This window comes from Streptomyces sp. NPDC051677 (assembly GCF_044453465.1).
Lineage (GTDB): Bacteria > Actinomycetota > Actinomycetes > Streptomycetales > Streptomycetaceae > Streptomyces.
In genome coordinates, this window is the sequence record NZ_JBITCT010000072.1 from 1 (window position 1) to 13,578 (window position 13,578).

Annotated in this window: 14 protein-coding genes; 7 read left to right on the forward strand and 7 right to left on the reverse strand. The window is 71.2% G+C overall.

Going from position 1 to position 13,578, the window contains the following annotated elements; genetic code table 11:
* Positions 1 to 219 precede the first annotated feature (219 nt).
* The 4 genes from ACIBAF_RS44540 to ACIBAF_RS44555 all read left to right on the forward strand — a co-directional run bounded on the left by ACIBAF_RS44540 (position 220) and on the right by ACIBAF_RS44555 (position 2,709).
* Complete coding sequence (locus ACIBAF_RS44540; RefSeq protein WP_399471745.1) at positions 220 to 393, forward strand: DUF4177 domain-containing protein; 174 nt, start codon at positions 220 to 222, stop codon at positions 391 to 393.
* Positions 390 to 854, forward strand: coding sequence for a RidA family protein (locus ACIBAF_RS44545; protein WP_079660795.1), 465 nt, complete (start codon positions 390 to 392; stop codon positions 852 to 854). Before ACIBAF_RS44540 ends, ACIBAF_RS44545 begins: the two co-directional genes overlap by 4 nt.
* Before the next feature lie 93 nt (positions 855 to 947).
* Entirely contained in the window at positions 948 to 1,829 is an 882-nt protein-coding gene (locus tag ACIBAF_RS44550) for an NUDIX hydrolase (protein WP_399471747.1), read from the forward strand.
* Between the two features lie 49 nt (positions 1,830 to 1,878).
* Complete coding sequence (locus ACIBAF_RS44555) at positions 1,879 to 2,709, forward strand: MBL fold metallo-hydrolase (protein ID WP_399471749.1); 831 nt, start codon at positions 1,879 to 1,881, stop codon at positions 2,707 to 2,709.
* Between the two features lie 222 nt (positions 2,710 to 2,931).
* Here ACIBAF_RS44555 and ACIBAF_RS44560 read toward each other — a convergent pair whose 3' ends face one another.
* Together ACIBAF_RS44560 and ACIBAF_RS44565 are read right to left on the reverse strand one after the other, a co-directional pair.
* Positions 2,932 to 3,762, reverse strand: a complete 831-nt coding sequence (locus tag ACIBAF_RS44560) for a nucleotidyltransferase domain-containing protein (protein ID WP_399471751.1) — start codon at positions 3,760 to 3,762, stop codon at positions 2,932 to 2,934.
* Between the two features lie 181 nt (positions 3,763 to 3,943).
* Entirely contained in the window at positions 3,944 to 4,618 is a 675-nt protein-coding gene (locus ACIBAF_RS44565; RefSeq protein ID WP_020129286.1) for a Crp/Fnr family transcriptional regulator, read from the reverse strand.
* A gap of 328 nt (positions 4,619 to 4,946) precedes the next feature.
* Here ACIBAF_RS44565 and nth point away from each other — a divergent pair, with 328 nt between their 5' ends.
* The 3 genes from nth (at position 4,947) to ACIBAF_RS44580 (ending at position 7,945) form a co-directional block, all read left to right on the forward strand.
* On the forward strand, positions 4,947 to 5,915 hold the full coding sequence (nth, locus tag ACIBAF_RS44570) for an endonuclease III (protein ID WP_399471753.1): 969 nt from the start codon (positions 4,947 to 4,949) through the stop codon (positions 5,913 to 5,915).
* 121 nt (positions 5,916 to 6,036) lie between these two features.
* Positions 6,037 to 6,732 (forward strand): NUDIX hydrolase, encoded by a 696-nt coding sequence (locus ACIBAF_RS44575; protein ID WP_399471755.1) that lies wholly within the window; start codon positions 6,037 to 6,039, stop codon positions 6,730 to 6,732.
* A gap of 13 nt (positions 6,733 to 6,745) precedes the next feature.
* Positions 6,746 to 7,945, forward strand: a complete 1,200-nt coding sequence (locus ACIBAF_RS44580; protein WP_399471757.1) for a MarP family serine protease — start codon at positions 6,746 to 6,748, stop codon at positions 7,943 to 7,945.
* A gap of 45 nt (positions 7,946 to 7,990) precedes the next feature.
* On the opposite strand, the gene ACIBAF_RS44585 is transcribed toward ACIBAF_RS44580, so the two are convergent.
* The 5 genes from ACIBAF_RS44585 to acs all read right to left on the reverse strand — a co-directional run bounded on the left by ACIBAF_RS44585 (position 7,991) and on the right by acs (position 13,468).
* Positions 7,991 to 8,173: a hypothetical protein gene (locus tag ACIBAF_RS44585; protein ID WP_399471759.1), complete on the reverse strand. Its 183-nt coding sequence runs from the start codon at positions 8,171 to 8,173 to the stop codon at positions 7,991 to 7,993.
* Between the two features lie 127 nt (positions 8,174 to 8,300).
* Complete coding sequence (locus tag ACIBAF_RS44590) at positions 8,301 to 9,251, reverse strand: alpha/beta fold hydrolase (protein ID WP_399471761.1); 951 nt, start codon at positions 9,249 to 9,251, stop codon at positions 8,301 to 8,303.
* Positions 9,248 to 9,736 (reverse strand): phage holin family protein, encoded by a 489-nt coding sequence (locus ACIBAF_RS44595; protein WP_399471763.1) that lies wholly within the window; start codon positions 9,734 to 9,736, stop codon positions 9,248 to 9,250. Before ACIBAF_RS44595 ends, ACIBAF_RS44590 begins: the two co-directional genes overlap by 4 nt.
* A gap of 92 nt (positions 9,737 to 9,828) precedes the next feature.
* Positions 9,829 to 11,289 carry a Na+/H+ antiporter NhaA gene (nhaA, locus tag ACIBAF_RS44600; protein WP_399471765.1) on the reverse strand — a complete coding sequence of 487 codons (1,461 nt, stop codon included), beginning with the start codon at positions 11,287 to 11,289 and terminating at the stop codon, positions 9,829 to 9,831.
* A 220-nt stretch (positions 11,290 to 11,509) separates the two neighbouring features.
* Positions 11,510 to 13,468: an acetate--CoA ligase gene (acs, locus tag ACIBAF_RS44605; protein ID WP_399471767.1), complete on the reverse strand. Its 1,959-nt coding sequence runs from the start codon at positions 13,466 to 13,468 to the stop codon at positions 11,510 to 11,512.
* Positions 13,469 to 13,578: the final 110 nt, after the last annotated feature.

Below are 13,578 nucleotides of genomic sequence, written 5' to 3' on the forward strand. Positions count from 1 at the left end.
CCTACGTCACACCGCTCGCGACTGGCGAAGGCCCCTGGCCACCCTCGGCATCACCGGATGAATCCGGACAGACGTCGATCACGCAAGGGACCCTGGCGCGCCTGGTTGGTCTCTCGCTGACTGGCCGGGCTCGCCTCGCTGCCGTTGACCCTGCCGTAGGACTGGCGCGTATAGCCTGCAACGTGAAGGTTCATACCGCTGACCACCTGGGGTGTTGTCATGGCTGAAGTTAGCCATCGTTCGTGGGAATACGCAACCGTGCCGCTGCTCGTTCATGCCACGAAGCAGATTCTGGACACCTGGGGCGAGGACGGCTGGGAACTCGTCCAGGTCGTGCCCGGGCCGAACAACCCGGAGCAGCTCGTCGCCTATCTGAAGCGGGCGAAGGCGTGAGCGCGGTCGAGGCGAGGCTCGCCGAGCTGGGGCTGACCCTGCCGGCGGTCGTGCCGCCCCTCGCGGCCTACCAGCCCGCCGTGCAGTCCGGCCCGTACGTGTACACGGCCGGCCAGCTGCCCATGGTGGAGGGCAAGCTGCCGGTCACCGGCAAGGTCGGCGCCGAGGTCACTCCCGAGGAGGCCAAGGAGCTGGCCCGCACCTGTGCGCTGAACGCCCTGGCCGCCGTCAAGTCGGTCGCGGGCGACCTGGACCGCATCGCGCGCGTGGTGAAAGTCGTCGGCTTTGTGGCGTCGGCCACCGACTTCACCGGCCAGCCCGCCGTCCTCAACGGCGCGAGCGAGCTGCTGGGCGAGGTCCTCGGCGACAAGGGCGTGCACGCGCGCAGCGCGGTGGGCGTCGCGGTGCTGCCGCTGGACGCGCCGGTGGAGGTCGAGATCCAGGTCGAGCTCGTCCCCTAGGCGCGCTCCGGGCGCCCTGCCGACGTCCCTCAGGCATGCGCTGACCTCGGAGACCTCTCGAACATTCGCTCACCACGGGATAGCCTCGCGCCCATGGCGAATGGGCAGTGGTTTCCCCAGGACTGGCCGGAACGCATCCGCGCGCTGGCGGACGGCGCCCTCACTCCGGTCGTCCCGAAGCGCGCGGCCACCGTCATGCTCCTGAAGGACACCGACAGCGGCGGCCCCGTCGTCCACATGCTGCGCAGACGCGCCTCCATGGCCTTCGCCGGAGGCGCGTACGCCTATCCCGGCGGCGGCGTCGACCCACGCGACGACGACCTGCACATCCGCTGGGCGGGCCCCACGCGCGCGTGGTGGGCCGACCGGCTCGGTGTCGACGAGACGGCGGCCCAGGCGATCGTCTGCGCGGCCGTGCGGGAGACCTACGAGGAGGCCGGCGTCCTGCTCGCGGGGCCGACCTCGGACTCCGTCGTCGGCGACACCACAGGCGCCGACTGGGAGGCCGACCGGGCCGCGGTGGCCGCCCGCGACCTGTCCTTCGCCGAGTTCCTCGACCGCCGCGGCCTGGTCCTGCGCTCCGACCTCCTCGGCGCCTGGACGCGCTGGATCACCCCGGAGTTCGAGCCCCGCCGCTACGACACCTGGTTCTTCGTCGCCGCGCTCCCCGCGGGCCAGCGCACCCGCAACGCCTCCACGGAGGCCGACCGCACCGTGTGGATCCGCCCGTCCGACGCGGCCGCCGCGTACGACAAGGGCGAGCTGCTGATGATGCCGCCCACCATCGCGACCCTGCGCCGGCTCGCTCCCTACGGCACGGCCGCCGAGGCGCTCGCCGCGGCCCCCGCCCTCGACCTGACCCCGGTCCTGGCGCAGGCCCGCCTGGAGGACGGCGAGGTCGTGCTGTCCTGGCCGGGGCATGACGAGTTCACCAAGCACATCCCGATCGACACGACGGGCGGCGGATCCGCGTGACAGACGTGACGGGCACCCGACAGCCCCGCCCGATGGAAGGCTCCCCCGAATGACCGACGCAGCCGCCCTCCCCGGCCAGCCGCGAGGCGGAGTCCTCTCGGGGCCCGCCACCCCGCGCGCGGTCAACGTCCTCGCGCCGAACGCCTCCGCGATGACCCTGGACGGCACGAACACCTGGATCGTCTCCGAGCCCGACTCCGAGCTGGCGGTCGTGATCGACCCGGGCCCCCTGGACGACGGCCACCTGCGCACGGTCGTCGACACCGCCGAGCAGGCCGGCAAACGCGTCGCCCTGACCCTGCTGACCCACGGCCACCCCGACCACGCCGAGGGCGCCGTCCGCTTCGCCGGGCTGACCGGCACGAAGGTGCGGGCCCTGGACCCGGCGCTGCGGCTGGGCGAGGAGGGCCTGGGCGCCGGGCACGTGGTCACCGTCGGCGGCCTGGAGCTGCGGGTCGTCGCGACGCCCGGCCACACCGCCGACTCGCTCTGCTTCCACCTCCCGGCCGACCGGGCCGTCCTGACCGGCGACACGATCCTGGGCCGCGGCACGACCGTCGTGGCGCACCCTGACGGCCGTCTGGGCGACTATCTGGACTCGCTGCGGCGGCTGAGGTCCCTCACGGTCGACGACGGCGTCCACACGGTCCTCCCGGGCCACGGACCGGTCCTGGAGGACGCCCAGGGCGCCGTCGAGTTCTACCTCGCCCACCGTGCCCACCGCCTCGCCCAGGTCGAGACGGCCGTCGAGGACGGCTTCCGCACCCCCGCCGAGGTCGTCGCCCACGTGTACGCCGACGTCGACCGCTCCCTGTGGCCGGCGGCGGAGCTGTCGGTACGGGCCCAACTGGAGTACCTGACAGAGCACGGACTCATCTAGGCGACCCCGACGCCGCCACAGGGAGCGGTCGACGTCGGCGTGAGCGCGGCGGCTGCAGAGGGGGAAGACCGGCGGCTGCAGCGTCGCCGCTCGGGTCGTGGCGGCGCGCGCCGGGAGCCCTGCCGTCGGTGAAGTACCGCCGCCGCACTCGGTCGGGCAGCACGCGCGCGGCGCGGCGCCCGCCACCCATCCCCCGTGTGAGCACCCTGCGGGTCAATACACCTAGGTCGTCCCTTCGGGGCGCGGGGCTTTGACGCCGTGCACGCGCGCGTACTCCTTCGCGAGCCAGGGGCCGAGGTCGTCGGCGTACGCCCGCAGGACGGCCCCGTCCCCCGTCGGGTCGTAGCCGCGGACGGCCGCCGCCCGCACCTGCTCCGCACGCGCGGGGTAGTACGCGCCGAATGCCTCCGCCATCTCGTGCAGGTCGCTCGTCCAGCCGTTCCAGCGGGGCATGACGAGCGTGAACGCGGTGCGCACGAGGCGCCGGGACATGAACCGGACGAGAGGCCGCCGGGCCTCCTCGGAGTCGTCCGCCGAGGAGATGCGGTCGTGCCAGCGGGGCAGCACCAGGGCGAGGTCGCCGTTGGTCTCGCGGGCGAGCAGCGAGTCGGGACGGTAGCGGGGGAGGTACTCGGCGAGGTCCTCGCCGAGCAGGGGCGTGCACAGACAGGCCACGAACCACCCCAGGTCGTGCCGCTCCAGCTCGCTCAGCACGCACGCGTGGCTGACGAAAAGCGTCCCGCCGCCGTCGATCTGGGGGAGTTCCTTGTCGAGGGCCTCGTCGAGCGCCCGGCCGTCGGCCCGGTCCGCGTCGGTCGGCTCCTCGCGCAGGACGACCAGGAGGTCCAGGTCGCTGCGGCCCACGCGCGCGGTGCCGCGAGGGATGGACCCGTAGAGGTACGCGCTGTGCAGCCGGCCCCCGAAGACGTCCAGGATCCGGTCCCGAGCCGCCGCGACGACGGGCCGGAGCGCATGCGGCACGCGCGCGAGGGACCCTTCCCTGGCGATGTAGCCCTGGGAGTCGAGCCCCCGGAGGGGAACCGTTTCGCTCATGGGCCCACTGTGCCTGGCAAGGCAGTGGAGGGCAGCGCATTTTCAGCGCCGGTCACGGTGAACCAGCCCGTCTGGCGTTTTTGAGGACGAGGCCCTTTGCGGGCCGAAGCGGGGCCTGGGGGCGGCAGCCCCCAGGGGCGGTCACACCGACCTGCCTCACCGCGCAGCCGGCGGCCGGCGTCTAGCGCGACCGCTTGGCCAGCCGCTCCACGTCCAGCAGGATGACCGCCCGTGCCTCCAGGCGGAGCCACCCGCGCTGGGCGAAGTCCGCCAGCGCCTTGTTCACGGTCTCGCGCGACGCGCCGACGAGCTGCGCCAGCTCCTCCTGCGTCAGGTCGTGGACGACGTGGATGCCCTCCTCGGACTGCACGCCGAAGCGACGCGAGAGGTCCAGCAGGGCGCGGGCCACGCGGCCGGGGACGTCCGAGAAGACCAGGTCGGACATGGCGTCGTTGGTCTTGCGCAGGCGCCGGGCGACGGCGCGCAGCAGCGCGGTGGCCACCTCGGGGCGGGCGTTCAGCCAGGGCTGGAGGTCGCCGTGGCCGAGGCCGAGGAGCTTGACCTCGGTGAGGGCGGTGGCCGTCGCCGTGCGCGGGCCCGGGTCGAAGAGCGACAGCTCGCCGATGAGCTCGCTGGGGCCCACCACGGCCAGCATGTTCTCCCGGCCGTCCGGGGAGGTGCGGTGGAGCTTGACCTTGCCCTCGGTGACGACGTAAAGCCGGTCGCCCGGGTCGCCCTCGTGGAACAGGGAGTCGCCACGGGCCAGGGTCACCTCGCTCATGGAGGCGCGCAGTTCTGCGGCCTGCTCGTCGTCGAGAGCCGCGAAGAGCGGGTTGCGCCGCAGGACGTCGTCCACGAGTTCTCTCCTTGTCGACCTGCTCAGGGGATCTTGCTCCCCGCTTACCAGGGGACCGTGTTCCCCATTTTGCCGGACGGTCCAAACAGTGTGATCTGTCACAAGGATGCCGCACACGTGTCCCGAGGTAAGCGGCAGGGGTCCAATTGGGGGCTGGTCCTCAGGGTCCGGGGCGGATGTCAGTGCCGGGCTTTAGGCTGGCCGGGTGTCCAAATCGCCGGTGAGAGCACAGGCCAAGGGGGCTGGGCGGGTGGTTGTACGTCGCGTTTCCGCTGTGGGCGAACAGGACTCCGGCGGTGGTGACAAAACGGCAAAGGTGACAAAAGAGATGCCTGCGAAAAAAGCGGCCGACACCGAGAAGGCGGCGGGTACCGGGAAGACGGCCGGCACGGAGAAGCCGGTCGGCACGGAGAAGCCGGCCGGCACGGAGAAGCCGGCCGGCACGGAGAAGCCGGTCGGCACGGAGAAGGCTGCCGGCGGCGGGAAGTCGGCCGCCGCCGTCAGGAAGACGGCGGCCAGGAGGCCCGAGTCCCGTACCGCCCTCGTCCGCCGTGCCCGCCGCATCAACCGCGAGCTCGCCGAGGTCTACCCGTACGCCCACCCCGAGCTGGACTTCGAGAACCCGTTCCAGCTGGTGATCGCCACCGTCCTGTCCGCCCAGACCACCGACCTCCGGGTGAACCAGACGACCCCCGCGCTCTTCGCCAAGTACCCCACCCCCGAGGACCTGGCCTCCGCCGACCCGGAGGAGGTCGAGGAGATCCTCCGCCCCACGGGCTTCTTCCGGGCCAAGACGAAGTCGGTGATAGGCCTCTCCAAGGCCCTCGTGGAGGAGTTCGGCGGCGAGGTCCCCGGCCGGCTGGAGGACCTGGTCAAGCTGCCCGGCGTCGGCCGCAAGACGGCGTTCGTGGTCCTGGGGAATGCGTTCGGCCGTCCCGGGATCACCGTGGACACGCACTTCCAGCGGCTCGTACGGCGCTGGCAGTGGACCGAGCAGACCGAGCCCGACAAGATCGAGGCCGCCGTCGGCGCGCTCTTCCCCAAGAGCGAGTGGACGATGCTCTCGCACCACGTGATCTTCCACGGCCGCCGCATCTGTCACGCCCGCAAGCCCGCCTGCGGCGCCTGTCCCATCGCCCCGCTCTGCCCGGCGTACGGCGAGGGGGAGACGGACCCGGAGAAGGCGCAGAAGCTTCTGAAGTACGAGAAGGGCGGCTTCCCCGGCCAGCGCCTGAACCCGCCCCAGTCCTACCTGGACGCGGGCGGCAGGCCGGCCCCGCCGCTGGGGGCCGGATGACGGTAGGGCCGACGGCGGCGGGGCGGCCCGTCGTCCGCGCACGAACGACCGGGAGGCGGTCCCCGGAACGATCTGTCGGTGCTCGGGCGTTGGACTGGGCAGAACGGGGGGTGGTGTGGCGATGACGCGCGCGAGCAATACCCAGGGCGGTCCGGTGACGCTCAGCAAGGAGGGCCTGCCGACCTGGCTCGACCCGGTGGTGCACGCTGTGGAGACGGTCCAGCCGCTCCAGCTCAGCCGCTTCCTGCCCCCGGCGGACGGCGCGGGACGCCAGTCGGCCGTCCTCATCCTGTTCGGCGACGGCGAGCGCGGCCCCGAGCTGCTGCTCATGGAGCGCGCGAGCTCCCTGCGCTCCCACGCGGGCCAGCCCTCGTTCCCGGGCGGCGCCCTCGACGCGGAGGACGGCGACCCGCACGGTGACGGGCCGCTGCGCGCCGCGCTGCGCGAGGCCGAGGAGGAGACCGGCCTCGATCCGTCCGGCGTCCAGCTCTTCGGCGTGCTGCCCAAGCTGTACATCCCGGTCAGCGGCTTCGTCGTCACCCCGGTGCTGGGCTGGTGGCGCGAGCCGAGCCCCGTCGGCGTCGTCGATCCCGGCGAGACGGCCCGCGTCTTCACGGTCCCCGTGGCGGATCTCACGAACCCGGACAACCGGGCCACGACCGTGCACCCCAGCGGCCACCGCGGCCCGGCATTCCTGGTCGAATCAGCCCTTGTGTGGGGGTTCACGGCCGGTGTCATCGACCGTTTGCTGCACTTCGCGGGCTGGGAGCACCCCTGGGACCGTGAGAAGCAGGTCCCGCTCGACTGGCGGTCATGACAGGGTGTCGTTCGTGAACGTGCTGGACATCCTGTTGCTGGTCGCGGCCGTATGGTTCGCGGTCGTCGGCTACCGCCAGGGCTTCGTCGTCGGCATCCTGTCGGTGATCGGCTTCCTGGGGGGTGGCCTCGTCGCCGTCTACCTGCTGCCCGTGATCTGGGACGCCCTGACCGACAACTCCGAGGTGAGCACCACCGCGGCCGTCGTCGCGGTCATCGTCGTGATCGTCTGCGCCTCGGTCGGCCAGGCCCTCACCACCCACCTCGGCAACAAGCTGCGCCGCTACATCACCTGGTCCCCGGCCCGCGCGCTGGACGCGACGGGCGGCGCGCTGGTCAACGTCGTGGCGATGCTGCTGGTGGCGTGGCTGATCGGTTCCGCGCTCGCCGGCACCACCCTGCCCACGCTGGGCAAGGAGGTCCGTAGCTCCAAGGTGCTGCACGGGGTGTCCGAGGCGCTGCCCGACCAGGCCGACACCTGGTTCGCCGACTTCTCCTCCGTCCTCGCGCAGAACGGCTTCCCGCAGGTCTTCAGCCCGTTCTCCAACGAGCCGATCACCGACGTCCAGCCGCCCGACCCGGCCCTGGCGAACAGCGCCGTGGCCAAGCGCGCGCAGCGCTCCATCGTCAAGGTCATGGGCACCGCGGAGAGCTGCGGCAAGGTCCTGGAGGGCACGGGCTTCGTCTTCGGCGAGCGCCGCGTCATGACCAACGCGCATGTCGTGGGCGGCGTCGACGAGCCCACCGTCCAGATAGGCGGCGAGGGCCGCAAGTACGACGCCACGGTCGTCCTGTACGACTGGAAGCGCGACATCGCGGTCCTGGACGTACCGGATCTCGACGCGCCCGTGCTGCAGTTCACCGCGAAGGACGCGACGAGCAGCGACGACGCGATCGTCGCCGGGTTCCCGGAGAACGGCGCGTACGACGTCCGTGCCGCGCGCGTACGCGGTCGGATCACGGCCAACGGACCGGACATCTACCACCGCACCACCGTGCGCCGTGACGTGTACTCGCTGTTCGCGACCGTCCGTCAGGGCAATTCCGGCGGCCCGCTGCTCACCACCGACGGCAAGGTGTACGGCGTGGTCTTCGCGAAGTCCCTCGACGACGCCGACACCGGCTACGCCCTCACCGCGGACGAGATCCAGCAGGACATCGACGCGGGACGTACCGCGGGCCAAGAGGTGGACAGCGACAGCTGCGCTCTCTGAGCGATTGCCGTGCCCTCCAACGGGTCCCGCAAGCCCTTGGGCGGGTCAGCCTCGCGGGTGACGCAGACGGACCGAGACCCAACGGGCCCGGCGGCGCAGGATGCGCGGAATGCCCACCCGGAGGTCGGAACCCGGCAGTTGCGGGTCGGCACCTCGTTGGTGGGGGCTCAGGCCACTGGCCGAGCTGCGGTTGCGTGCTGCGTCACTGTAGTCGTGCGTCCAGCCCATACCCCGACGTCTGCCCCTGCCTCAAGGTCGATAACCGCCCTCGGGCCCGCCAATTGGCCTATGCGTCGGGCATTTGGCTGTTCGTAGTACAGGTGTTCAGATCCGGATACCGGGCGCGATGACGCGGTCACCGATCGGGTTCGGGGTCCTTCAGCCAATTGACCAGTTCTGTGGAGAAAGCGACCGGATCCTCCTCGTGCGGGAAGTGGCCCAGGCCGTCGAACAGCCGCCAGCGGTACGGCGCTTCGACGTACTCGCCGGAGCCGGCCGCACTGCGGGTGCGCATCACCGGATCGAGGGAGCCGTGCAAGTGGAGCGTGGGCACGCGCACGGGCCGCTTCATGCGCCGGTAGAACTGGACGCCGTCCGGGCGGGCCATCGAGCGCACCAGCCAGCGGTACGGCTCCACCGCGCAGTGCGCCGTGGACGGGATGCACATCGCACGCCGGTACGTCTCCACCGTCTCGTCCTCCGGCAGCCGCGGCCCGGACCACTCCCGGATCAGCCGGCCCACCAGCTCGCCGTCGTCGGCGGTGAGCTGCCGCTCGGGGATCCACGGCCGCTGGAAGCCCCAGATGTGGGAGCTGGCGGCCGTCTGCCGGACGTCGGCGAGCATCGCCGAGCGCCAGCGCCGGGGATGCGGCATCGAGGCGACGGCGAGCCGCCGTACGAGCTTGGGGCGCATCACGGCCGCCGTCCACGCCAGATAGCCGCCCAGGTCGTGGCCGACCAGGGCGGCGTCCGGCTCGCCCAGGGAGCGGATCACGCCGGTGATGTCGAGGGCGAGGTTGGCCGGGTCGTAGCCGCGGGGCGTACGGTCGCTGCCGCCCACGCCCCGCAGATCCATCGCGACGGCCCTGAAGCCCGCGTCGGCCAGCGCGACCAGCTGGTGCCGCCACGTCCACCAGAACTGCGGGAAACCGTGGACGAGCATGACCAGCGGCCCGTCGCCCAGCTCCGCGATGTGGAACCGAGCGCCGTTCGCGGCGACCTCGCGGTGGGTGATCCGGACACCGAAGACCGCGTCCGGCCGTACGACCGAAGCGGGCTGGGCCGAAGGAGTGGCGGGGTCCGTCATGACGACGAGCGTCCCACAGCCTCGATGGCCGCCGGGACCCGATCCTGCGGGAGCTCGGGCCGCGGGTGCGGCTTGGCGTTCTGCAGGACGCCCGCGCTCTCCTTCATGGACGCCGCGACCTTCTGCGGGCCCTTGCCCTTCTGCGCCTTCTTCGCGAAGACCACGCCGATCAGCACCAGGACGAGCGCGACGAGCACGTTCGCCGCGAACGACAGCAGGAAGCAGACCGCGAGGTTCCAGTCGCTCCAGGTCCGGATGCCGTACGCCAGCGCGAAGTTCAGCATCGGCAGGGAGAACACCAGCACCGCGCCGGCCACCGAGAACGCCCCGCCGCTCATCGCGCCCCGCTTGACGTCCTGCTTCAGCTGGGCCTTCGCCAGCGCGATCTCGTCGTGCACCAGCGCCGACAACTCGGTCGTCGCCGAGGCGAACAGCTGGCCGATGCTGCGTTCGGCGCCGACCGGGCTGCCGTCGGGTGCGCTCATCGCGTTCTCCCTCTTCTGCTGCTACATGTGTCTGCTGCTGCGTGTGTCTGCTGCTGCACTGGTTCTGGATTCTTTTGTACCGTCCCGTCAGATCATGCCGGACGGTCGCCCTCCTCGCCCGCCCCGCCCGCCACTTCGGCAAGACCGTGGCGCGCGTCGGCCTCCTCCTGGGCGCTCCGCCGGGCGATCTCCTCGGCGATCCGGCGGTGCTCGGCGGCCTTGCGGTCGAGGATCTCCGCCATCCGCAGGTGGTACGCCGGGTCGTCCTGTTCGTAGACGTCCGGGATGCCGTCGAGGTCGTCGTCGCGCTCCTCGGCCTCCCATATCCGGCGGTACTTGGCGTTGCGCAGCTTCAACAGGACCGTCGCCAGGGTCGCCGCGATCAGCGAGCCCAGCAGGACGGCGGACTTGACCTCGTCGGTGAGCGCGGCGTCGCCCTCGAAGGCGAGCTCCCCGATCAGCAGCGAGACGGTGAAGCCGATGCCCGCGAGGGTCGCGACGGCGAAGACGTCCGCCCAGGCGACGTCCTCGCTGAGCGAGGCCCGGGTGAAGCGGACCGTCAGCCAGGTCCCGCCGAAGATGCCGATCGTCTTGCCGACGACGAGACCGAGGACGACGCCCAGCGTCTCCGGCCGGGCGAACACATCCGCGAGTGCGCCGCCAGAGACCGCCACACCGGCGTTGAACAGGGCGAACAGCGGCACCGCGAGACCGGCGGAGAGCGGCCGGACGAGATGCTCGATCCGCTCGCCGGGGGAGTGCTCCTCGCCCTCACGCTTCGTGCAGCGCAGCATCAGGCCCATCGCGACACCGGCGATCGTGGCGTGGACGCCGCTGTTGTACATCAACGCCCAGATCACCAGCGCGAGCGGCACATAGACGTACCAGCCGCGCACGCCTGTGCGCAGCAGCAGCCAGAAGACGACGAGCCCGAGGACTGCGCCGCCCAGCGCTGCGAAGTCGATGGTGTTCGTGAAGAACACCGCGATGATCAGGATCGCGAACAGGTCGTCGACGACGGCGAGGGTGAGCAGGAAGGCGCGCAGCGCGCTCGGCAGGAACGTGCCGATGACGGCGAGCACGGCGAGCGCGAACGCGATGTCGGTGGCCGTGGGCACCGCCCAACCGCGCAGGGAACCGCCGCCGGTGAGGTTGGTGAGCGTGTACACGAGCGCCGGCACGGCCATCCCGCACAGCGCGGCCACCACGGGCAGCGCGGCGGCCCTGGGGTCCTTGAGGTCACCGGCCACCAGCTCGCGCTTGAGCTCGATGCCGGCGACGAAGAAGAAGACCGCGAGGAGGCCGTCGGCCGCCCAGTGCGTGACGGAGAGGTTCAGCCCGAGGGCGTGGGGGCCGAGGTGGAAGTGGCTGACGCTCTCGTAGCTGTCGTGCAGCGCCGGGACGTTCACCCAGATCAGGGCGGTGACGGCGGCCACGAGCAGCAACACGCCGCCGACGGTCTCGGCACGCAACGCCTCCGCGACGAAGTTCCGTTCTGGGAGGGACAGCCGTCCCAGGACCTTGCGGGCAGTCGGGGTGCGGGGCGCGGGCACGGTGGGGACCTCCGGTCGGTGGGCAGGGCTGAGCACATGCCGACCAGACTTCCCGGCGCACCTATTTTTTGTTTAGTCTACCTAAAGTGCGCTGGGAGGAATCCGGCGATTCCTACGTTAGGTGCGAAAAGGGCACCCGGCGCACACCTGTCACCGGGTGCCCTGCAAGGACGTACTCAGTCGGTCGCCCCGCCCTTGCTCGGCCCTTGCTCGGCCCTCGTCAGTCCTCGCTCGGTGCCGCCGGGAGCTTGGCCTGGATGAGGTCCATGACCGTGGAGTCGGTCAGTGTGGTGACGTCACCGAGCTGACGGTTCTCCGCGACGTCCCGCAGCAGCCGACGCATGATCTTGCCCGAGCGGGTCTTCGGCAGCTCCGCGACCGGCAGGACCCGCTTGGGCTTGGCGATCGGCCCGAGGGTGGCGCCGACGTGGTTGCGCAGATCGGCGACGAGGCTCTCGTCCTCCGCGTTCGCCGTGCCGCGCAGGATGACGAAGGCGACGATGGCCTGCCCGGTCGTCTCGTCGGCGGCGCCCACCACGGCCGCCTCGGCGACGGACGGATGGGAGACGAGTGCCGATTCGACCTCCGTGGTGGAGATGTTGTGCCCGGAGACCAGCATGACGTCGTCCACGCGCCCGAGGAGCCAGATGTCCCCGTCGTCGTCCTTCTTCGCGCCGTCCCCGGCGAAGTACTTGCCCTCGAAGCGTGACCAGTAGGTGTCGAGGAACCGCTGGTCGTCGCCCCAGATGGTGCGCAGCATCGACGGCCACGGCTCGGTGAGGACCAGGTAACCGCCTCCGCCGTTCGGCACCTCGTTCGCCTCGTCGTCGACGACGGTCGCGGAGATGCCGGGCAGCGGGGTCTGCGCGGAACCGGGCTTGGTCTCGGTGACGCCGGGCAGCGGCGAGATCATCATCGCGCCCGTCTCGGTCTGCCACCAGGTGTCGACGACGGGGGTCCGGTCAGCGCCGATGTGCTTGCGGTACCAGATCCAGGCCTCGGGGTTGATGGGTTCGCCGACCGAGCCGAGGACGCGGAGGGAGGAGAGATCGAACTTCGCGGGGATGTCGTCGCCCCACTTCATGAACGTACGGATGGCGGTCGGCGCCGTGTACAGGATCGTCACCCCGTACTTCTGCACGATCTCCCAGAAGCGGCCCTGGTGCGGGGTGTCGGGCGTGCCCTCGTACATCACCTGCGTCGCGCCGTTGGCCAGCGGGCCGTACACGATGTACGAGTGCCCGGTGACCCAGCCGACGTCGGCGGTGCACCAGTACACGTCCGTCTCCGGCTTGAGGTCGAAGACGGCGTGGTGCGTGTACGCGGCCTGCGTGAGGTAGCCGCCGGAGGTGTGCAGGATGCCCTTCGGCTTACCCGTGGTGCCGGAGGTGTAGAGGATGAACAGCGGGTGCTCCGCCTCGAACGCCTCGGGCGTGTGCTCGGTCGACTGCCGCTCCACGATCTCGTGCCACCACACGTCACGGCTGTCGTCCCAGGCGACCTCCTGGCCGGTGCGCCGGACCACCAGCACGTGCTCGACGTTGTCCACGCGCGCGACCGCGTCGTCGACGGCCGGCTTCAGCGCGGACGGCTTGCCGCGCCGGTAGCCGCCGTCGGACGTGATGACGACCTTGGCGTCCGCGTCCTGGATACGGGTGGCCAGCGCGTCCGCCGAGAAGCCGCCGAAGACGACGGAGTGCGCGGCGCCGATCCGGGCACAGGCCAGCATCGCGATCGCCGTCTCCGGGATCATCGGCATGTAGACCGCGACCCGGTCGCCCTTCTGAACTCCCAGCTCCAGCAGGGCGCCCGCGGCCTTGGACACCTCGTCCTTGAGCTCGGCGTAGGTGATGGCGCGGCTGTCGCCGGGCTCGCCCTCGAAGTGGATGGCGACCCGGTCCCCGTGCCCGGCCTCCACGTGCCGGTCGACGCAGTTGTAGGCGACGTTGAGCTCGCCGTCCTTGAACCACTTGGCGAACGGCGGGTTCGACCAGTCCAGCGTCTCCGTCGGCTCCTTGGCCCAGGTCAGCCGACGGGCCTGCTCGGCCCAGAAGCCGAGCCTGTCAGCCTTGGCCTGTTCGTACGCCTCCGCCGTGACGTTGGCGTCGGCCGCCAGCTCGGCGGGCGGCGCGAACCTGCGCTCTTCCTTCAGCAGGTTGGCCAGGCTTTCGTTGCTCACGACATCTCCCTCTCGAAGGGTGTCCGTGTCCGTTGTGTCCCAGGCCACAGCTCATCAGACCCAGGGGTCTGGTGACAAGGGCCGACGAAAAATTGGTTTAGACCTGTCGG